This window comes from Euzebya rosea, assembly GCF_003073135.1.
GTDB lineage: Bacteria > Actinomycetota > Nitriliruptoria > Euzebyales > Euzebyaceae > Euzebya > Euzebya rosea.
Genome location: NZ_PGDQ01000011.1, coordinates 25,358 through 45,711 on the forward strand (window position 1 = coordinate 25,358; position 20,354 = coordinate 45,711).

General features: G+C 73.3%; 13 protein-coding genes. 4 read left to right on the top strand and 9 right to left on the bottom strand.

The window, feature by feature from the left end; all coding sequences use genetic code 11:
• Nucleotides 1–255 precede the first annotated feature (255 nt).
• From CUC05_RS15295 to CUC05_RS15305, 3 genes are all read right to left on the bottom strand, one after another.
• A complete protein-coding gene (locus CUC05_RS15295) occupies nt 256–1,038 on the bottom strand; it encodes an SDR family oxidoreductase (protein WP_420810908.1) in 783 nt (260 codons plus the stop codon).
• Between the two features lie 351 nt (nt 1,039–1,389).
• Nucleotides 1,390–3,096: a DNA repair helicase XPB gene (locus CUC05_RS15300; protein ID WP_205712360.1), complete on the bottom strand. Its 1,707-nt coding sequence runs from the start codon at nt 3,094–3,096 to the stop codon at nt 1,390–1,392.
• Nucleotides 3,093–5,186: a helicase-associated domain-containing protein gene (locus CUC05_RS15305; RefSeq protein ID WP_157965615.1), complete on the bottom strand. Its 2,094-nt coding sequence runs from the start codon at nt 5,184–5,186 to the stop codon at nt 3,093–3,095. The genes CUC05_RS15300 and CUC05_RS15305 overlap by 4 nt, the downstream gene beginning before the upstream one ends.
• A 108-nt stretch (nt 5,187–5,294) precedes the next feature.
• Here CUC05_RS15305 and CUC05_RS15310 point away from each other — a divergent pair, with 108 nt between their 5' ends.
• Genes CUC05_RS15310 through CUC05_RS15325 form a run of 4 tightly spaced genes read left to right on the top strand, consistent with a single transcriptional unit; the run spans nt 5,295 to nt 7,914 of the window.
• Entirely contained in the window at nt 5,295–6,023 is a 729-nt protein-coding gene (locus CUC05_RS15310; RefSeq protein WP_108667000.1) for a PP2C family protein-serine/threonine phosphatase, read from the top strand.
• Nucleotides 6,016–6,789 carry a M50 family metallopeptidase gene (locus CUC05_RS15315; protein ID WP_108667001.1) on the top strand — a complete coding sequence of 258 codons (774 nt, stop codon included), beginning with the start codon at nt 6,016–6,018 and terminating at the stop codon, nt 6,787–6,789. The genes CUC05_RS15310 and CUC05_RS15315 overlap by 8 nt, the downstream gene beginning before the upstream one ends.
• On the top strand, nt 6,776–7,483 hold the full coding sequence (locus tag CUC05_RS15320; RefSeq protein WP_205712361.1) for a uracil-DNA glycosylase: 708 nt from the start codon (nt 6,776–6,778) through the stop codon (nt 7,481–7,483). Before CUC05_RS15315 ends, CUC05_RS15320 begins: the two co-directional genes overlap by 14 nt.
• A 38-nt stretch (nt 7,484–7,521) precedes the next feature.
• On the top strand, nt 7,522–7,914 hold the full coding sequence (locus CUC05_RS15325) for a hypothetical protein (protein WP_108667002.1): 393 nt from the start codon (nt 7,522–7,524) through the stop codon (nt 7,912–7,914).
• Nucleotides 7,915–7,976: 62 nt separating this feature from the next.
• Here CUC05_RS15325 and CUC05_RS15330 read toward each other — a convergent pair whose 3' ends face one another.
• The 6 genes from CUC05_RS15330 to recC all read right to left on the bottom strand — a co-directional run bounded on the left by CUC05_RS15330 (nt 7,977) and on the right by recC (nt 20,285).
• The gene (locus CUC05_RS15330) at nt 7,977–9,053 is read right to left on the bottom strand and encodes a hypothetical protein (protein ID WP_108667003.1); all 1,077 of its coding nucleotides are present in this window, start codon (nt 9,051–9,053) and stop codon (nt 7,977–7,979) included.
• Complete coding sequence (locus CUC05_RS15335) at nt 9,050–11,236, bottom strand: hypothetical protein (protein WP_108667004.1); 2,187 nt, start codon at nt 11,234–11,236, stop codon at nt 9,050–9,052. Before CUC05_RS15335 ends, CUC05_RS15330 begins: the two co-directional genes overlap by 4 nt.
• An 8-nt stretch (nt 11,237–11,244) precedes the next feature.
• Complete coding sequence (locus CUC05_RS15340; RefSeq protein ID WP_108667005.1) at nt 11,245–11,523, bottom strand: type VII secretion target; 279 nt, start codon at nt 11,521–11,523, stop codon at nt 11,245–11,247.
• A 79-nt stretch (nt 11,524–11,602) separates the two neighbouring features.
• On the bottom strand, nt 11,603–13,474 hold the full coding sequence (gene recD / locus CUC05_RS15345; protein ID WP_157965616.1) for an exodeoxyribonuclease V subunit alpha: 1,872 nt from the start codon (nt 13,472–13,474) through the stop codon (nt 11,603–11,605).
• Nucleotides 13,471–16,917 carry a UvrD-helicase domain-containing protein gene (locus CUC05_RS15350; protein ID WP_108667007.1) on the bottom strand — a complete coding sequence of 1,149 codons (3,447 nt, stop codon included), beginning with the start codon at nt 16,915–16,917 and terminating at the stop codon, nt 13,471–13,473. Before CUC05_RS15350 ends, recD begins: the two co-directional genes overlap by 4 nt.
• On the bottom strand, nt 16,914–20,285 hold the full coding sequence (recC, locus tag CUC05_RS15355; RefSeq protein WP_108667008.1) for an exodeoxyribonuclease V subunit gamma: 3,372 nt from the start codon (nt 20,283–20,285) through the stop codon (nt 16,914–16,916). The genes CUC05_RS15350 and recC overlap by 4 nt, the downstream gene beginning before the upstream one ends.
• Between the last annotated feature and the right edge of the window lie 69 nt (nt 20,286–20,354).

Consider the following 20,354-nt stretch of genomic DNA (forward strand, 5'->3'; position numbering starts at 1 on the left):
GCGCCCCCTCCCCTCCTCTGGCGTGTGCGTTGCCCTCCCCTTCCGGGCGGGCATGCCGCACACCCTCCGCCCTCGTGTGGCATCCCCCACCCCTGCGGGCGGCCATCGCACACGGTGGCCGAGGGTGTGTGTGATCCCCTGCCCAGGGGGGTGTGGATCGCACACGCCGGCCCGGCCGACACCGCCCGCCCGGCCGACACACCGGCCCGGCCGACACCGCGGGCGGCCGACACCGCGGGCGGCCGCCGGGTGGGGTCAGCCGGAGCCGTGGGTGGAGATGCCGCCGTCGACGGGGATGATCGCGCCGGTCAGGTACGCCCCGGCACGGGAGGAGAGGTACAGCACCGTCCCCGCCACGTCCTCGGGGGAGCCGATCCGGCCGCGCGGCACCACACCCTCGATCACCTTCCGGGTCTCGGGGTCATCGAGTGCGTAGGCCATCATCTTCGACTCGAACGGGCCCGGCGCGATGGCGTTGAAGGTGATGTCCTCGTGGACCAGGTGGTGGGCCATGTGGCGGGTCAGCATGTGGATGCCGGCCTTGGAGGCGGAGTAGGAGTAGTTGGGCGTGTCCGGCACCCGTCGGCCGTCGATCGACCCGATGTTGATGACGCGGGCGGGGTCCTCCGCCGACCCCGACGCCTTCAGCAGCGGCAGCAGCGCCTGGGTCAGCATGAACGGCGCCTTGACGTTGATGGCCAGCACCTTGTCGAAGCCCTCCTCGGGGAACTCCCCGATCGGCGCGCCCCACACGGCCCCGGCGTTGTTGACCAGGATGTCCAGACGGTCCTCGCGCGCCGACACCGCGGCCGCGAAGGCAGTGACGCCTTCCTCGGTCGACATGTCGCCGGGGATGGAGATGCACTCCCCGATCTCGCTCAGCTCCGCCGCCGTGGCGTCGCACGCCTCGGCCTTGCGCGCCGTGATGTAGACCTTCACGCCGTTGGACACGAGGCCCTCGGCGATCATCCTCCCGATCCCGCGCGACCCGCCGGTGACGACCGCGACCTTGCCCTCGACCCTGAACAGCTCTGTGATCTTCATGGGCGCAACCTAGGCCAAAGTGACCACAGTCACCCAACCGAGCCACCCCGGCGTGTGGCATGGACGGCCCCGGCGGGTGGGCAACGCACCCATCCCCGGCCACCGTGCGCGATGCACGCCCCCAGCGGGCGGGCAGGGCACACGCCCGGCCAGGGTGGGCGGCATGGACTGCGCCGGAAGGTGGGCAATGCACACACCGCCCGACCACGCCGACCACACCGCCCGGGAGGGTCGACCGCGCCGACCACACCGCCCGGGACGGCCGACCACACCGACCACACGCAGGGGGCACCCACGACAACGGCCAGACCGACCACCGAGCGGGCCGGGCCCGCACCTCCGGGCCTACAACCCCGCGAGGTCGGTGATGTCGTAGGCGTAGCCCTGCTCGGTGAGGAACCGCTGGCGGTTGGCGGCGAACGTGGCGTCGATCGTCTCGCGCGCCACGACCGTGTAGAAGCTGGCCTGCCCGCCGTTGGCCTTGGGACGGATGATCCGGCCGAGGCGCTGCGCCTCCTCCTGCCGCGACCCGAACGCACCCGAGATCTGGATGGCCACGTTGGCCTCGGGCAGGTCGATGGAGAAGTTGGCGATCTTCGACACGACCAGCAGCTCCAGGTCGCCGTCCCGGAAGGCGTTGAACCGTTCCTCCCGGACGGTCTGGGAGGTCTGGCCGGTGATGAGCGGCGCGTCGAGGTGATGGGCGACCTGCTTGAGCTGGTCCAGGTACTGCCCGATGACCAGGATCCGGTCGCCGCGATGGCGCTGCACCAGCCGGTCGACCGCCTTCAGCTTCGCCGGCGCCGTGGCCGCCAGCCGGTACCGCTGCTGCGGCTTGGCCGTCGCGTAGGCCATCCGCAGGTCCTCGGGCAGGTCGACCCGGACCTCGGTGCAGGTCGCCGGGGCGATCCAGCCCTGCGCCTCGAGCACCTTCCACGGCGCGTCGTACCGCTTGGGGCCGATGAGGGAGAAGACGTCCTCCTCGCGGCCGTCCTCGCGGACCAGCGTCGCGGTCAGGCCCAGCCGGCGGATCGCCTGGATCCGCGACGTGGCGCGGAACACCGGGGCGGGCAGCAGGTGGACCTCGTCGTAGACGACCAGGCCCCACGGCTCGCGGTTGAACAACGACAGGTGTGGGTGGGCCAGCTCCTCGTCGGCGTCCTCGGCCACCCCGGGCTGGCGCCAGGTGAGGATCTGGTAGGTCGCGACGGTCAGCGGCTTGACGTCCTTGGTCTCGCCGGAGTACTCCCCCACCTGGTCGGCGGTCAGGTCGGTCTTGTCGATCGCCTCGTTGATCCACTGGCGGGCCGCCATCACCGACGTCGCGATGACCAGCGTCTTGGTGCCGGCCTGCACCATCGCGGCCAGGCCGATGATGGTCTTGCCCGCCCCGCACGGCAGCACGAGCACGCCGTTGCCGCCGGCGGCGGACCCGTCGGCCCACCAGGAGGCCACCGCATCTCCCTGGTACGGCCGCGGTTCGCAGGTCAGGTCGATCGGCAGCTGTGCGCCGTCGTCGTAGCCGGCCTCGTCGGACGGCGGCCAGCCCAGGGTCACCAGCGCCTGCTTCAGCGCCCCACGGTCGCCGATGCGCACGGCGAAGCGGTTGCCGTCCAGCCGGTCGCCGACCAGCGGCGCCACCCGGTCGTGGGCGACGAGGGTGTCCAGCAACGACGGTTCGTCGGTGGTGATGGCCAGTCCGCCGGAGTCGAAGTCACGCACGAGCCGAAGCCGGCCGTAGCGGCTGATCTGCTCGGCGACCTCCGTCAGCACCGCCGGTGGCACCGGATACTTGGCGAAGCTCGTCAGGGTCGTCGTGGCGTCGCTGGCCGTCAGCCCGGACGCCGCGGCGTTCCACAGCGTCAGCGGGGTGATCCGGTAGGTCTGGATGTGCTCGGGCGCCTTGTCGAGCTCGGCGAAGCGGGACAGGGCCCCACGGGCCTCGGCGGCCCGGGGCGCGGCCGTCTCCAGCAGCACCGTCAGGTCGGCCTGCACGATCAGCGGGTTGGTCGGGTCGGGCATGGCCGGTGCCTGCCCACCGAGCAGGCTCATCGGGACGCCCCCTCGGCTGCCAGCAGCTCCTCGGCCAGCGCCATCGTGTCGGGGGTGGCGCCCCGGTCGACCTCGGGCGGCAGCCCGGTGTCGTCCAGCGCCACCCCGCTGGTGCGGCGCGGGGGGACCAGCGCACCGTCGCCGTCCTCGGCCACCGCGATGATGCCGCGGGTCCGCAGGGCCTTGATCATCGCCTCCCGCGACAGCGGGCTGACGGCGACGGTCGGTGCGAGCACCCGCAGCTTGGCGGTCGAGACCGCCGCGGCAGCCGCGACGTCCGCCGGATCGTCCCCACGCAGGTAGGACCCGACGACCCCGGCCCGCACGCGACCGTGGCGGGCGGCCACGTCGTCGATGGTGACCAGCACGTTGCCGGGCGGGGGCACGCTGGACGTCTCGGTCAGGAACGTCACGATCTCGTCGCGGGTACGACCGTCCGCCAGCGCCTCGGCCACCTTCTTCGGCGTGATGCGCCAGATCTGTGCGCCGGCGTCGGACTCGAGCTCGGCGATGGCGCCCAGCTGACCGGCCACCCGCGGGGACAGGCCGGGCGGGGCGAAGACGCTGTGGTCGGCCTGCACGACGATCTGTTCGGCGACCGGGCCGAGGGCCCGTGCCGCGGCCTCGACCCCGCCGTCCCACAGCGCCCGGGCGGCGGCGGTCAGGCCCACCGCACCGGTGGAGGGGACGAGGTCGAGGACGCGGAGGGCGGCGATGATCTGCTCGGCGCCGTGGCGGCCGAGCGCCTCGGGCGAGCGCCAGTCGCACAGCTCCACCAGCGTCTCGTCGTCGACGCCGGTGCCCTCCTCGAGCGTGGACAGCACGTCGAGGACGACCCGTCGCTGCGCCATCGGTGGCGGCCAGACCATCTCCCCCGTCCACCGGGTCGGCAGGCCCTCGTGTTCGTCGAAGGTCGACGCCTGGCGGTAGGCGGTGACGAGGGCCGACCACTGCTGTGCGGGCGGACGCGCCAGGAAGCCGGGCAGCGCGGGGGTCGGGGCCCACTCCCCCTCCTCGGTCTGCCCCAGCAGGCCGAGGTCGATGGCGAGGTGGGCGAGCAGGCCGATGGACTCCGGCGTGACCCCGAACCCCTTGGCCGCAGCCCGGATGGGACGCACGCCGAGGCCACCGGACGCAAGGCCCGGGGCGGGTTCGCCGGCCCACAGCTCCAGCAGCATCTGCAGCCGGCGCAGCACCGTCGGGGTGCGGGGGCCGGGGTCGTGCAGCGGCTGGGGCTGGACCGGCGGAGGCGACAACGGCCAGTCGTCGAACATGCGCTCGCGCAGCCCGTAGGCGACGTCGAGCCAGGCGTGGGCCCGCTGCTTGGCCGTGTCGACGCCGGCCATGCCGCGCTGGACGACCTCGTGCAGCGGTCCACCCCGACGGTCCCACGGGTCGAACGGGGGCAGGCCGAGGTCGGCGACCCGCTGGCTGCCGTGCTCGACGAGGACGTCGAGCACCCGTTGGGCGTCGGGGTCGAGCTCGTCGCGGATCCCCTGTGCCACCTCGCGTCGACGCATCATCCGACCGATCAGCCGTCGCCGGTCCTCGTGGCGGTAGGGCAGGTCGTCGACCACGCCGAGGCGCTGCAGCAGCAGGTCGAGGTCCGAGCCCGACAGCGACTGCAGCGCGTCGTACATGCGGATGCCGGGGAACGGGACGTAGCGCAGCACCCCCGGACGCAGGACCAGCCACTCGCCCTCGTCGTAGGCGGGGTGGGCCAGCAGGAGGTGGGCCAGGGCGGCCTGTGCCCGGTCGAGCTCGCGATGGTTGCCGGCCTCGGCGACGACCTGCTCGCGTTCGACGGCGCCGTCGTTGAGCGCGGCGACGAGCAGCAGCTGGCGTTCCAGGCGGTTGAGCGACCCGATGGTGGTCGTCACCCCCCTCGGGGAGGCCATCAGGACGGCCAGGTGGGTCAACGTCCGGTCGGAGCGGGTGACGAGCGGTCCGAGGTCGTAGTCGCTGCCGGGGGCCAGCGGACCGGTGCCGTCCAGCGACTCGGCAAGGGCAGGCACCCGCCCGAGCAGGGCGGCCAGGTCCGGGGCTGCCATCCTCCGCAGGGCGGAGATCCGGTCCGACGAAGGGCGCATCCGAGGCAGCGTAGCCGTGCCGTGTGACATCCGCGGCGGTCGCGGAGGGCGACCAAACGGTGACAAGTCGCCCATCGAACGTCCCGGTGCGGTACACAATGGAGCCACGTGAAGATTCAGGCATTCGGTCGCACAGATGTAGGCCTGGTCCGAGAACGAAACGAGGACCGTGCCCTCGTCGGCGAGCGCCTGTTCGTCGTCGCCGACGGGCTGGGTGGCCACAACGCGGGCGACGTGGCGTCGTCGATGCTCGTGGCGGAGATGGACGGGCTGGACATCCAGACCTTCGCCACGGCCGACGACGCCTACGCCGCGCTGGTCAACAGCATCGAGGCGGCCAACAAGCGCATCCACCAGCGGGCCGTCAACGAACCCGAACGCGAGGGAATGGGCACCACCGTCACCGCCGGGCTGCTGCACGGCGACACGATGCTGCTTGCCCAGGTCGGGGACACGCGCGCCTACCTCAAACGGGGCGATGCCCCGATGCGACGGGTCACGCCGGACCACTCCTACGTCGGCGCGCTCATCGAGGCGGGCGTCATCACCGAGGAGGAGGCGCGGACCCACCCGAAGCGATCGGTGATCCTCAAGGCGCTCGGACAGGCCGAGGAGGTGGGCGTGGAGGCCGGCGAGCACGTCGACCTGCAGGTCGGCGACGAGCTGGTCCTGGTCAGCGACGGGGTGCACGGGGTCATCGACGACGCCGAGCTGGAACGCATCGTGCACGACAAGCCGCTGATGGACGCCGTCGAGGGTGTCATCACCGCAGCCAGAGAGGCCGGGGGGCCGGACAACATCACGATCGTGATGGTCCGAGTCCTCCCCGATGGCTGACGCCCCCCTTCCGGGGCGGGGGCTCCCGCAGGCGTCCGAGGAGGTCGCCGGGGCACAGGCGCGACGCACGTTGCTGGCGTCACTGGTCATCACCGCGGTGCTCTACGTCGTCCCGGGCGGCGACATCGTCGGTTACCCGCTTCTGCTGATCTCCACCTACGTCCACGAGATGGGCCATGGGCTGGCTGCCATCCTCGTCGGCGGCAGCTTCGAGAGCCTGCGGATCTTCGGCGACGGCTCGGGGGTGGCGCTGACGGCGACCAGCGGCGGGCGTGTTGCCCGCGCGGTCGTCTCGGCAGGCGGGTTGGTCGGCCCGGCAGTGGCCGCCGCCGTCGGGTTCACGTTCGGTCGCAAGGGGTTGTGGGCCAGGTGGTTCCTGCTGATCGGCGGGATCCTCGGCATCCTCACCGCCGCGTTCTGGGTGCGCAGCCTCGTCGGCTGGGCGATCGCGCTGGGCCTCTCCGGTGTCTCCCTTGCCATCGCCCTGGGGATCAAGCAGCACCACTGGTCGCAGCTGTGGCTGGTGTTCCTCTCGGTGCAGCTCGGCCTGTCGGTCTTCTCCCGGTCGGAGTACCTGTTCGCGCGGACGGCAGCGACCGGCGCCGGGGTGGGCCGGAGCGACTCGGCTTCGATCGCCGACGCCCTGCTGGGCCCGTACTGGTTGTGGGGTGGCGTGTGCGGCGTGTTCTCGCTGCTCGTGCTTGCCTACGGCGCATGGATCTTCCTGCGAACCGCAGCGGGCGGCCGCACCCGTGACCCCGTCTGACCACCCCGCACCCAAGGACGCCCCACCCGCCCATGCCTCCCTTGCCGAGGTCGGCGCGGCGGTGTCGACCTGCCGTGCCTGCCCGAGGCTGGTGGAGTGGCGGGAGGAGGTCGGTCGCGTCAAGCGCAAGGCCTTCGCCGACGAGGACTACTGGGCGAGGGGTGTGCCCGGGTTCGGCGATCCAGCCGCCAAGCTGCTGGTCCTCGGCCTGGCCCCGGCGGCACACGGCGCCAACCGAACCGGCCGCATGTTCACCGGTGATCGTTCGGGGGATTTCCTGTACGCGGCGCTGCATCGGGCGGGCCTGGCCAACCAGCCCGAGTCGGTCAGCATCGACGACGGGCTGGAGCTGGACCGGGTGTGGATCACCTCCCCTGTCAAGTGCGCCCCGCCGGCCAACAAGCCGACGGCTGCAGAACGCGACGAGTGCGCGCCGTACCTCGCCGACGAGATGCGCCTGCTGCAGCCCGAGGTGATCCTGTGCCTCGGCCGGTTCGCGTGGGACGGCGCCTGGATGTTCCTCGGCAAGCCGCGCCCGAAGCCACAGTTCGGGCACGGTGCCGTCGCCGAGGTGGAGGGGCTGACGCTGGTGGGCAGCTACCACGTCAGCCAGCAGAACACCTTCACCGGCCGGCTGACCGAGGCGATGTTCGACGAGGCGCTGGGGATGGCGATCGAGCTGGCGTACGGCTGAGCGGGTCGACGGTCGGCAACGGCCGTACCCTGCACGACGTGTCCGCCCTCACCTCGCTGCTGCTCCGTTCGCCCCTGCATCGCCTGCGGTCGGGGGCGTGGCTCATCGTGTCAGTCGACGGTGCCGACCCGGCGGTGGTGCGCTACCACCGCGATGGCGACCGGCTGGTCGTGCTCGGGGGCGCGTCGCAGGACTGGTGGCGGGCCATCCCCGCGGACGGGACGGCCCCGGTGCGCGTCCGCCTGGGCGGCGGAAACAGGTCGGGTGAAGCGGCCTTCCTGGAGGGCGACGCGCTGGACGCGGCGATGGTCGCCTACCTGCACACCAACCCGTCGGCGTGGTCGGACCTGGGTGTTGCGCCGACCGCAACGGGGCACGACGTGGCCGCCGCCGCCCGCGAGGCCGCGGTCGTGGCCATCGACCTCAGCTGACCGTCGACCGTCGCCGCACCGACGACAGTCCCCGAGCACTCGGCGAGCCCACCACCAGCGGCTCATTCGTCCCAGCGACGTTCCAGCGGGCTGATGGTCGTGCTGCGCAGGTCCGACACCATGTTCTCCCACAGGACCTCGTGGATGGCGACCACGGCCCCGGAGTCCAGCGTCCGCGTCGCGAAGGCGTGGAAGCTCGTGCTGTCCTCGGGGATGGCGTCGCCGGGGGTGATGGTGCCGGGGACCAGGCGGGCCCGGATGCCGTCGTCGTCCAGCAGGTGCTGGGTCGAGAGCGTGGCGAGGGCGGCGCCGAGGTTGTTGGCCTGCACGGGGATCTCGCCGGCCTCCCAGTCGGTCCCGGGGGTGCGTGCGGCGGCCAGGCGATCGGCGGGGGTGGGGGTGTCCTCCGGGTCGACGATCGCCAGGAGCGCGGCCACGTCCCGCAGCGCCTCGTCGAGGACGACCTCGGCACGTTCGGCCCCGACCCGGTCGGTCAGCGCTCGGCCGAACGGGCCGACCACCGCGGCGACCGAGGTGACCACGGCGTCCATGAAGTCCCCGCCCCGGATGCCGTCGTCGGCCACGGCCGGTCCCCACTCGCGCACGCCCGACGCCTGGTGGGCGATCACGAGGCGGGCTGCGGCCGTCACGTCGTCACCGTCCAGCGGTGCGAGCATGCCGTCGAAGGTGCCCTCGAACACGTCGTCGGTCAGGCCGGTGTCGTTCGGGGTCGCCGCACGACGGATGGCCGGGCCCAGGGCGTCCAGCACGAGGAGCACCGTGTCGGGGTCGGCGTCGCGAGCGGCCCCGGTCCCCGCACCTGCCGCGGTCAGCAACGGGGTCGCCAGGGACGGGTCGGTGGACAGGCCGGCCACGACTCCTGCCACCGATTCCGGGGCGACGTCGGACTCCAGCAGCGCCCGCCAGGACTCGGTGGGGTCGACGGCGTCCAGCAGCAGTGACCGGGCCGCGGCCGGGTCTTCCGCGAGGACCTCGACCACATCTGCGGAGTCCTCGGCCGCCTCGGCGAGCCCCGCCCGCGTCGCAACATCGACCAGATCGGGCGCGGCCGTGCAGGCCACCAACGTCGCGGCGAGCAGGGCCGCGAGGAGGACGCGGTGGACGACACCCCAGGTCACGTGCCGGCCTCGACGGCGTCGAGGATGTCGTTGAAGAAGGTTTCGTAGGTGTGCTCGTTGACGACGGCCACCTGCCCGTTGCCGACGTCGATGACCAGCCCGGGGTCGGTCCCGGACGGCACGTCGCCGTCATCGACCAGCGTCACCGCGTTGGTGTCGAGCATGTGCCCGAGCGCCTCGGGGTTGTGCAGCAGCAGCGGCAACATCTCGTTGACGATAACGGTCGTCTGCTGGTGGACCGAAGGCGCCGGCACCTGGTCCGGGGCGACGGCGTCGGCGACCTCCTCGGCGATCCACGTCGTCAGGCGCTTCGTGACCTCGCGGGCCACCACCTTGGCCACCGCACCCGACGGGCCGGCCAGGCCGATCACGGTGCTGGCGAGGCCGGCGCCGGTGGTGAACGCCGAGGTGATCGCGGCGCGGGCTTCCTCCACCGACAGCTCGTTGGCCTCCAGCGCGTGCTGCAGCGGGTTGAGCCAGTCGGCCAGCTCGTTCTTCAGCAGGTCCGACAGCGCGGTGTCGTCGGGGATGTCGTCGAGGCCCAGCGCGGCCGCGTCGGCGACGGCGGCGCTGATCACGAGATCGGTCAGCACCTGTGCATCGGGGCCGTCGAGCCCGTCCAGCAGGTTGGTGAACAGGGCGGTCACGTCGGCGTGGGTCAGGTCGCTGCTGGGCAGGGCGAGGTCGTCGATGATCTCGGCGAGGTGTGGCTGGAGGAGCGCGGTCAGGGCCAGGTTGATGTCGAGGTGGCCGGCCCCGTCCCCGGCGATGGTCCCCGCCAACGCCTCGGCCACGGCGAGGGCGTCACCGTTGCTCGTGTGCAGGGCCGCGACGAGGACGGCGATGACCCCTTCGTCCACGCCGTGGGCGTAGGGGTCGAGGTCGAGCAGCAGCCTGACCCGCTCGGCGAGCTGGTCGGCGTCACCGGGGTCGAGGTAGGCCCGGACGGCGTCGGGATCGCTGGACAACGCCGTCAGCACGACCGCCAGGTGCTCACCGAAGCCCATGCTGGGGAAGAACTCGTTGCGGGCCGGGATGAGGAAGAAGTCCCGGTCGGGCAGGACCTCCTCGGCGATGGCCACGAGCACGTCGGTGCCCAGGCCGGCGACGGTGGCGAGGATCACGGCGGTGAACGGACCGTTGTCCTCGACGGTCGCCACGAGGGTCTGGCGTCCGGCCGCGCTGTGGGACGCCGCGCCGATCATGGACAGGATCGCCTCGGCGAGGTCACCGTGGTCCGCCGCATCCCGGTAGCGCCCGAGGTACTCCAGGCTGGTGAGGGAGGCGGCGACCCCGCCGGTCCCGAGCGCCTCGACGACGGCGCCGGCCGCAGCCTCGTGTCGGGCCAGCGCCTCGAGCATGCGTTCGGTGGCACGCAGCGCGTCGTCGGTCAGGTCGTGGTCGGGATCGAGCAGCTCCCCCTGGACGTGCAGCAGCAGCTCACCGAGCTCCGACGGGTCGATGATGCCGTCCCTGCCGGCGGCATCGAAGCCCGGGATCAGGTCGTCTGCGACGGCCGCGGCGACCGCGACCCCGAACGGCAGCAGGTCCGGCGTCGGGGGGATCGCCGCCCGCAGCCGCTGGGCCACGGCCATCGCGGCGGCCTCGTGCTCCTCCAGCAGCGCGGCCGCCTCACCCTTCAGGCGGGCCGCCTCGGCTTCGCACTCCGCGATGCCGGCATCGATCTCCGCCAGCCGTTCGGCGGCACGTTCGACCGCCCGGCGGGCGCTGTCGGTCGAGCCGTCCTCGTCGTCGCGCGCGTCGCGGAGTGCGTCACGGGCGCTCGCCAGCGCCTGCACCGCGGCCGGTCGTGCCTGCACCAGGGCGAGCCGTCGATCCTCGTTGGCCTCGGCCAGGTCGAGCAGGACGTCGGCGCGGGCCTGCATGCCCTCGACCGTCGCGGCCCAGTCGGCCAGCACCCCTGACACCGCCGTCCACGCCTCGCCCTGGGCGGCCACCATCGGCGGGGTGGTGGCGAGGGTCCGAAGGAACCCGTCGGCGCTGTCCCCGCTCCAGTCGGAGGTGCCGACCGCGAGCCCCAGCCCGTCCACGTCGGCCGCCAGGTCGGTGCTGGACGTGGTCAGGTCGTCGACGCCCGCACGCATGTACTTCAGCACCTCGATGTCCCCGGGTGCCGGGTCGTTGCCGCCCAGGAGCGTGAAGTCCTTCCCTCGTCCGGCCACGTCGTCGCCTAGAAGATGCTGAGCAGGCGGTCGAGGAGCTCGGCGGACACGGCCGTGCCGTCGAGGTACCCCGCGGCGTCCTCGAGCTGCTCGGCGATCGTGTCGGCCCGCTCGCGCGAGGCGCGTCGGACGTCGGCCACTGCGTCGGCGATGGCGGCATGGCCGACGGCGTTGTCGCTCGGGGCCCCGCCGCTGGACGCGATGTCCTCGACACGGGCCGCGATGGCGCGTGCGTGGTCCGCGTGGGCACGCAGGTCGTCGGGATCGACGGTGATGGAGACGGTCACGGTGGTCCTCGGAGGAGTCGGGCACCCTCCTCTACCGATCGCGGCCGTCGGATTCCTCCCCGGCCGCCGAGAAACCCGTTCAGGAGAGCGCGCGTCGCAACCGGTCGGGCAGGGCGCTGGCGCGGGTGACCGGTCGGCTGATCGCCCGGCGGACGGCGTCCTCGGTCGCGACGACCGTGACCGACCGGCGGGCACGGGTGACGGCGGTGTACAGCAGCTCGCGGGTGACGATCGGCGAGGGGTCGGTCGGCAGGACCACGACCACGTCGTCGAACTCGCTGCCCTGGCTCTTGTGGATCGTCATCGCGTGCACGGTCTGGACCGACCCCAGCCGACGACGTTCGATGGGGGCGCCGTCGCGGCCGTCGATGATGACCCGCAGCCTGCCGTCGGTCTCCACGGTCACACCGACGTCGCCGTTGAAGACACCCAGGTCGTAGTCGTTGCGGCTGACCATGACGGGCCGGCCGGCGTACCACTCGGGCCGCTGGTAGCTGGGCACGTCCATGGCCCAGCCCTCGACCGCGGCGTTCCACACGGTCACCCCGTCGATGCCACGACGGTGCGCACACAGGACCTGCGCCGACATCGTGGTCCGCAGCGCCTCGTCGGCCTTCCCCGCCAGGCCCAACCGCATGGCCTCACGGACCTGCGGTTCGAGCAGCGCTCGCACCCCCGCGAGGGTGCCGGTCCCGTGGGGCCACGAGCCCGGCCGGTCCGGCACGACCAGGCTGACCGCCTGGGCGGTGGGGTCGGCGGGGTTGCGGACCATGGCGGCCAGCGCCCCGTCGACGTCGCCGGCCCGGATGAGCTGGGCGTAGGTGGAGATGCCCTTGTCGGAGCGGTAGTTGGTCCGCAGGGTGGTGACCTGCTCGGCCAGCGGGGTGCCGTCGGCGGCGGCCATGATGTCGCCCAGCACCGTGCCCGCCTCGACCGCTGCCAGCTGGTCGGGGTCGCCGACCAGGACGAGCGTGGCGTCGGGCCGCATGGCCTCGAGCAGGCGGGCGAGCATCGACAGCGACACCATCGACACCTCGTCGACGATCACGAGGTCGAACGGCAGCGGGTTGTCGGCGTCGTGGCGGAACCGGGTGCGCGACCCCATCGATCCCAGCAACCGGTGCAGCGTGGTCGGGACGATGGCCAGGGCCCCGTCGACGTCGACCGTGCCGTCGGCGGCGAGGGCCGGGTCGATGGCCTCGGCGGCCTGGCGGATGGCCTCGCCCAGCCGGGCGGCGGCCTTGCCGGTGAACGCCCCGATGGCGATGCGCACCGGCCGGCCCTCGACGCGGGCATGGGCCAGCGCCACGCCGACCATCCGCGCAACCGTCGAGGTCTTGCCGGTCCCGGGGCCGCCGGCGATGACCGACAGGCCGGTGCGCAGCGCTGCATGGGCGGCGGCGTTCTGCTCGACGTTGGCCGACAGCAGCGTGTCCAGCGCCCGGGTGCCCTCTGCGGGCAGCTCCACGGCGCTGCCGCCGGAGCCCACTCGGCCGACGATGGCGTCGGCCACCGCCTGCTCGTTGCGCCAGTACCGGTCCAGGTACAGCCGGTCGTCCTCCAGGTGCAGCGGCCCGTCGGCACCGACCAGGGGCGACCCGGCGACGGCGGCGATCCACCCGTCGGGGTCGGGCCAGGTCTCGACCGGCAGCTCGACGACACGTCCGTCCTCGTCGACGACGGTGTCCGCGAGCTGGCGGATCGCCGCGAAGACGTGGCCGAACCGGGGGGCCCGGACCGCGAAGGCCGCACCCAGGACGGCCAGCTCGTCGGTGGTGCGCGTCAACCTGCCGATGCGCAGCGCCGCGTGCACGTCGGCGGCCGAGAGGATGCCGGCGGCGTTGAACACCCCGAGCAGCCCCGCGGCCCCCACGACACGCTCGGCGTCATGGGGGTCGACGCCGACCGGCTGGGGGCCGGGGACGGGTGTGGATGCGGGGACGCCGGTCACGGGCGGTCCTCCGGGTCCAGGCCCTCGGTCAGCAGGCGATCGAGATCCTCCAGCAGCGCGGGAGGGGGTGTCCACGTGAACACCCCGTACGGGGTGCCGTCGGGCTGGACGGGCGCGTCCGGCCCGGTCATGCCGCGAACGAACAGGTAGGCCACGCCGGCCAGGTGCACCGCCGGGTCGTAGTCGGCGATCCGCCAGCGCAGGTACCGGTGGGTGGCCACGGCGTAGAACAGCGCCTGCACCGGATAGTGGTGGTGCATCATCGCCTCGGCCATGGAGGCGCGGCTGTAGTGGCCGACGTGCAGCTCCTCCACCCCCGCCGGGCCGATGCGGTTGGTCTTGTAGTCCGCGACGAGGAACCGGTCGGGGCCTCCGTCGGCGTCGGGCACACGGGCGATGAGGTCGATGAAGCCGGCCAGGTAGCCGCGGATCTCCACGCTGCCGAGCGCGTCCTCGAGCACGTCGGCGTAGTCGGCCAGCGGGTCGTCGTCGGGCAGGTGGCGCCGCAGCAGCAGGGCCAGGTCGGTCAGCAGTACCCGGCCGGCGTCGTCGGCGCGGTCGCCCGGCAGGACGGGCAGCTCGAACTCGAGCTCGTCGATCCGGTCGGCCCGGCCGATGTCACGCAGCGCCCGTCCGGCCGCGGCCGGCCCGAGCGGGGTGTGGACGACGTCGACGAGCGCGTCGACGATGCCGTCGACCTCCGTCAGGTCCACCGAGGACGCCCGTGCCTGCACGGCCAGCTGCCGCGCGATCTGCTCGGCCAGGTCGTCGGCGTCGAAGGTGATGTGCTCGAAGACGGCGTGCACGGCGCTGCCCACGTCGGCCCCGCCGGGCATGACGGTCAGCGGCACGACCGCCCCGAGGTCGTCGGGGTCCTCGGGTTCGGGTCCGGCATGGGCGCCGGCGGTGCCGACCGGGTCGTCAAGGGCGTCGGGCCCGGCAGGGACCCCGTCGTCGACCACCCGCGGTGCGTCGGCGGACAGCCCGGCCACCCCGCCGCTGGCGGCCAGCGCGTCAGCGGTGCCGGCGGCGACCAGCCCGGAGTAGGAGTACCGGCGCCATCCGCGGTCGATGTCGCGGTCGAACGTCGACAACTCGACGCGGGGGGTGCGGTCGGGCGGGGTCCATCGGTCCCGGGATGCCCAGTCGGTGACGACGGTGCGGTGGAACAGCCCGGGGTGGCCGTCCACCAGGTCGGTGGCGTTGCGGACGGCGTGGGTGGCCGTCGGGGTGACCCGGCCACGTCCCAGCAGCGTCGACATGGGCGACTGCTTCGCCCTGTTGGCGTGGCCGTACCAGAGGACGAGGTGGTGCATGGCGCGGGTGGCCGCGACGTAGGCCAGCCGCATCTCCTCCTGCTCGGCCTCCTGCTCGGCGATCTCCTTGTGCGCGGCGTGTTCGGGACGGCGCGGCCACTTGCCACCGACGTCGGCCATCCGTCGCTTGCTCGTGGGGTCGGTGAAGACGATGACGTCGTCCATGATCCCGACGACGTCCCACAGGAAGGGAACGAGCACGACGCGGCGCTGGAGCCCCTTGGCGCCGTGGACGGTCATGATCTCCACCGCATCGCCGGTCTGCTCGAGCCGGCGGGCCAGCCGGTCGGGGGGCGGGTCGACGGCCGACGCCATGGCCGACTCGAGCCAGCTGATCAGCGATCCGAGCCCGTGGGCGGAGCTGCGTTCCTCGGCGTGCAGGACCTCGGTGACGTGAAGCAGGTCGGCGAGCCGCCGGTCGCCGCCGGGACGCGACCGCAGGCGAGGCGAGAAGCTGGTGCGGGCGTCCAGCCAGCGGTGGGCGGCGGCCACGCCGTGGGCGTGCAGGTGCTCGGCGAGCTCGTGCAGCATCACGTGCAGGCCGTCGACGTCCTCGTCGGTACCTGCGGCGACCCGTTCGGGGGACCAGCCGATCAGGTCGGTCAGGGCGGCCAGCCGGGCGCTGCCGGCGTGCCACGGCTGCTGCACGGCGCGGAGCACGGCCAGCCAGTCACGGGCAGCGGGGGTGTCCAGCACGTTGCCGACGCCGTTGAGGACGGTCGGGAGCCCGACCTCGTGCATGTGGGTCTGGACCAGGCGGGCCTGGGCGTTGGTCCGCACGAGGACGGCGATGTCGGCGGGGCCGAGGTCACGTCTGCCGCCGTCGTCCTCGATGACCGTCGTGCCCGCCGAGAGCAGCTCGACGGTGTGGGCGGCCACGTCGCGGGCGACGAACTCGCGCATCTTGCCGACCAGCGGACCCCACCGGCTGGCGGGGATGTCGGCGTCGGGATCGACCAGCCGGATGGCGACGGGCGCCACCGGCGGCGGGTCCAGCCGGACCGGCTTGGTCGGCACGACCGGGTCGACGCGGATCCGGCTGTAGCCCAGCGGCATGCCGGTGAAGAGGGTGGTGCACGCCTCGACGACGGGACCGTCGCTGCGGTGGTTGCGCTGGAGCGTGGCGTCGGGCCGGTCGCCGCGGGCCGCGAGGTAGGTGGAGATGTCGGCGCCACGGAAGGCGTAGATGGCCTGCTTGGGGTCACCGACCAGGACCAGGCTCCGGCCGTCGGCCCCGTCGGGGTCGCCGAACAGCGCGGTGAGGATCTGCCACTGGACGGGGTCGGTGTCCTGGAACTCGTCGACCAGGCCGACACGGAACCGCGTGCCGACGAGGTCGGCGACCGTGGGGCCACGGTCCTCGTCGGTCAGCTGGGCAGCCAACCGGTCGAGCAGGTCGTCGTGGCTGTGCAGGCGCCCGGCCTGCTTGCGCTTGGCGGCTTCGACGCCGGCAGCGATCGCCATCCAGACCCTGGCGCCACCCTCGTCGTCGAAGGACGCGTCGGGACGCAGCGCCGAACGTGGGTGCTGCATGCCCGCCCGGATGATGGGCAGCGCCTTCATCGGGGCGTACGGCAGGTCGTCGCCGAGCCGCGGTTCGTGCCGGGCCATCCGGACGTACACGTCGCCCATGATCTGGGTCGCCAGCGCCCCCTCGTCCTCCAGCAGCGTCCCCAGCGCCGGGTCCCCCAGCCGCCGGAGCAGGTCGTCGCAGAACCCGTGGATGGTGGCGATGCTGGCATGGTCGATGTCGGCCAGCGCCGTGCGCAGGCGGGCCAGGCGTGCGGCCGGGTCACCGTGCTCGGGGGAGGCCAGGGCGTCATGCAGCTGTTCGTCGTCGACGTCGCCGGGCACGGGGCGGCCGGACACGGCTGCGTCGAGCTGGTCGACGCTGGTCGACAGCCGGGTCAGCAACCGTCCGCGGAGCTCGCGGGACGCCGAGCGGGAGAAGGTGACGACCAGCAGCTCCTCCGCGGTGCAGCGGCCCTCTGCCAGGTATCGGGTGGCCAGCCCGACGATGGCATGGGTCTTGCCGGTGCCCGCGGACGCCTCGAGCGTGTGGTGGCCCACGGGCAGCGGGTGGACACCGATCCCGAAGGCTGGGGCGAGGGCGCGATCGGTCGTCATCGCTGGCCTCCCAGGCGCTGCAGCACGGGTGCCCACAGCCGCATGGCGAGCGCGCCGAAGCGGTGGGGCTCGGCCGCCATGCCCAGCCGCTGGTCGTCCGTCCGGGCGGGGTCGCGGGTCAGCCGGTCGTAGGTGTGGACGTCACCGAGCAGCAGCACGTGGGCGGGGCGGCCGCAGTCGCTGGAGAACCCCATCGGGTGGGGGTCCCATGCCTTCGCCGCGGTGTTGTCGGCCTCCTCCGGGGGTTCGTGGTCGACCACCCTCGCCCGGGCGTAGGCATGGGCGGTGTCCGACGGCACGACGAGCGGTTCGCGCAGGCCGTCGTGGCGCAGCTGCAGCAGGTCGGCGAGGAAGCCGGTGGCCAGCTCCAGGCGGCGGTCCGCGGACGGGGCCAGCGGGTCGATGCGCCGGCTGGACGCGACGTCCTTGCGCTGGACCTTGTCGCGTCCGACGACGACGGACTCCCAGGAACGGTCCGGGTCCTGCACGGTGAGGGCGAGCAGGTCGATCCACGCCCGCATCAGCCGCTTGCCGGTGAGCCGCGAGTAGGACACGTCGACGATGCGGTCCCCGACCACGCCGTGCACCGCCCCGTGCACTCGCCAGCGGCCGACCTCGACGTCGACGGCGACGTGGTCGCCCGATCCGTCGGCGGGCACCCCGATCTGCTCGCAGTGGGCGCGCAGCTCCTCCACCATCACCGGGATGGTGTTCACCTTGCCCGGCCGCAGCTCGGGTGGGGGCAGCAGGCCACGACCGCGGGCCGCGGTCACGACGGCGTCGAGGGCCTCGGTGTCGGACGGGTCCACGGCCAGCAGCGCCTCACCGACCTTCCAGCCCTCGAGGCCGTCGAGCTCGACCGGCACGTTCTCGTCGGGCGCCTCGGGGTCCTCGGGCACCCAGATGCCCAGCGCCTCTCGGACGAAGGTGGTCGCCGGGTCGATCGCGAACCGCGACAGCGCGGCCAGGTCGACGTCGTCGTCCTCGGGCGGCGGCAGCAGCGCCGGTCCGGTGTCCTCGGTCGACACGGTGGCCGCAGCGGCCCGGTACGCCAGCCGGTCGAAGCCGGGACGACCGTCTGGGTCGAACGCGGCCGGGTCGTGGGCGTACCGTGGATGCCGGGTGGTCAGGCGGTCCGACAGCGGCCGGTCGGCGTCCGGGTCGAGCTGGTCGACAGCGCGCATCAGCTCGGCGACCGGCACACACGGCGGCACGGCCTCGTCGCTGCGTTCCTCCTGCCCCGTCCACGTGACGATCAGGTGGTCGCTGGCGGAGGCAACTGCGTCCAGCAGCAGCTGGCGGTCCTCGGTCCGCGGGTCGTGGTCCCCCACACGGGGCGTCCGGGCGATCAGGTCGTCGACGTGCGGCCGGGACGTGCGCGGGAACACCCCGTCGTCCATTCCGAGCAGGCAGACGACCCGGTGGGGCACCGACCGCATCGGCACGAGGGTGCACACGGTCAGGTCGCCGGTCATGTGGTTGGCCCGGCTGGGTCGGCCGCGCAGCCGGTCGGCCAGGAGGTCGCGGACCTCGCCCAGCGCCACGTCCGTCGGCAGGCCGTCGGCGCTGTCGGCCAGGTCACGGAGCAGCGCCGTCAGCTCGGTGCGCTGCCACGGTTCGTCCCGGGAGGCCAGGCCGAGCTGGTCGACGGTGTCGCCCAGCAGGTCGACCCACGCGTCGACCGGGCGGGGGGTGCGCAGCTGGGGCAGCAGGGCGGCCAGCCGGTTGCCGACCTCGGCCAGGCGGCCCACGGTGCGCACGCCGGTCCCCTCGATGTCGTCGTAGGGCGTGATCCCCTCGAGGGTCCGGTTGCCCTCGTCGGCCATGGCCACCCCCAGCAGCAGCCGGTCGAGTCCCTCGTCGAGGGTGTTGTGGCGCACGCCGTCGAGGCCGAAGCGTGACCGTTCGGCCGCGTCGACGCCCCAACGCACCCCGGCCCGTTCCAGCCACGTGCCGATGTCCTCGAGGTCATCGGTGTCGAAGCCGAACCGGCGACGCACCGGGTCGGCGGCCAGAAGGTCCAGCAGGCGGCTGGCGGTGACGCGCGTGGCCGCGAGGTCCAGCACCTCGTCGAGCAGCCGCAGGATCGGGTTGGTCTGCCGCAACGACCGGTCGGCCAGCCGGACGCGCAGGTCGGGCCGGTCGTCCGCCGCGCTGCCGCCGCCCGCCAGGTGCGCCGCGACCAGCGGGGCGAAGGCCTCGACGTCGGGACACATGACGATGATGTCGCGCGGGCGGATCGTCGAGTCGGCGGCCATGACCCGCAGGATCTCGTCACGTAGCACCTGGACCTGGCGGGCCCGGCCGGGGCAGGCGTGCAGCTGCACGCTCTGGTCGGGATCGACCGTCCCGGTCACCCCGTCGAGGGGCGAGTCGGTCCGCACGGCGCGCTGCAGGCGCTGAAGGATCGTCGGGCGCATCGGCAGGGTGTCCGCGGTGTCGGCGTCGACGTCACGGGTGCCGTCGGCGACGGTCTGGACGACGACCTGCAGCTCGCGCACGTCGCGCCCCCAGGCACGCAGCAGGCGGTTTCGCGGATCGGGCAGCACGACGTCCCGCCGGGCCGGCAGGATCGGCAGGCCCCGGGCGTCGATCGTGCCCGTGACGGACTGCACGGCCGCCCAGTCCGCCGCGGACGGATGCAGCAGCAGCAGGTGCACGTCGATGCGTCGGGCAAGCGCGGCGAGCACCGCCAGCTGGGTCGAGGGGATGGCGGTGAACCCGAACAGCGCGAGGCGGTGGAGCCCCGGAGGGGTGGGAGCACCGCCGTCGAGCGCCGCCACCGTGTCGACGACCTGCTGGGGGAAGGCGGGCCGGTCGATGTGTGCGGCGAGCAGCCGGACGACCTCGGCCTGCCAGGCGTCGGCGTCGTCCAGCGTCCCACCGGCGCCGTCACCACGGCCGCCGTCCAGCCAGTCCAGCACCATGTCGGGGCGGTGGACGGCGTAGCGGTGCAGCTGCTGGGCGAGCAGGCCGAGGGGAACCAGCCGTCGATCGCCGGCCGCCTCGGTGCGGGCGGCCAGCGGTCGCGCGGCCGGGGGAAGGCCGCGGTCGACGAGGTCCAGCAACCGCCAGGTCAGCGACGCCGGCTGCCAGGCCCTGACCGCGACCGGGTCGGCCCCGGCGGCGCGCATGACCTCGGCGACGACGTCGGATGGCGAGGGGAACGCGACGTTGGCGCACACCCCGTCGGCCCGCCCCGTCGCACCGAGCCGCAGGCCGAGGTGCTGGCTGATCCAACGCTCGATGCCGTGGCTGTGGACCACGACGTGCTCGCGGGCCATCGGGTCGGGCAGCGGGGTTGCGAGCACGTCGGCCAGCGCCCCCACCAGGACGTCACCGGTCGCACCCCGCGTCACCTCGAGCATCGCGGCGACACCGTACTGCCCGGGTGCGACATCGGCCGACCCGGGCAGTGCGGACTCCTCACCGGTGGG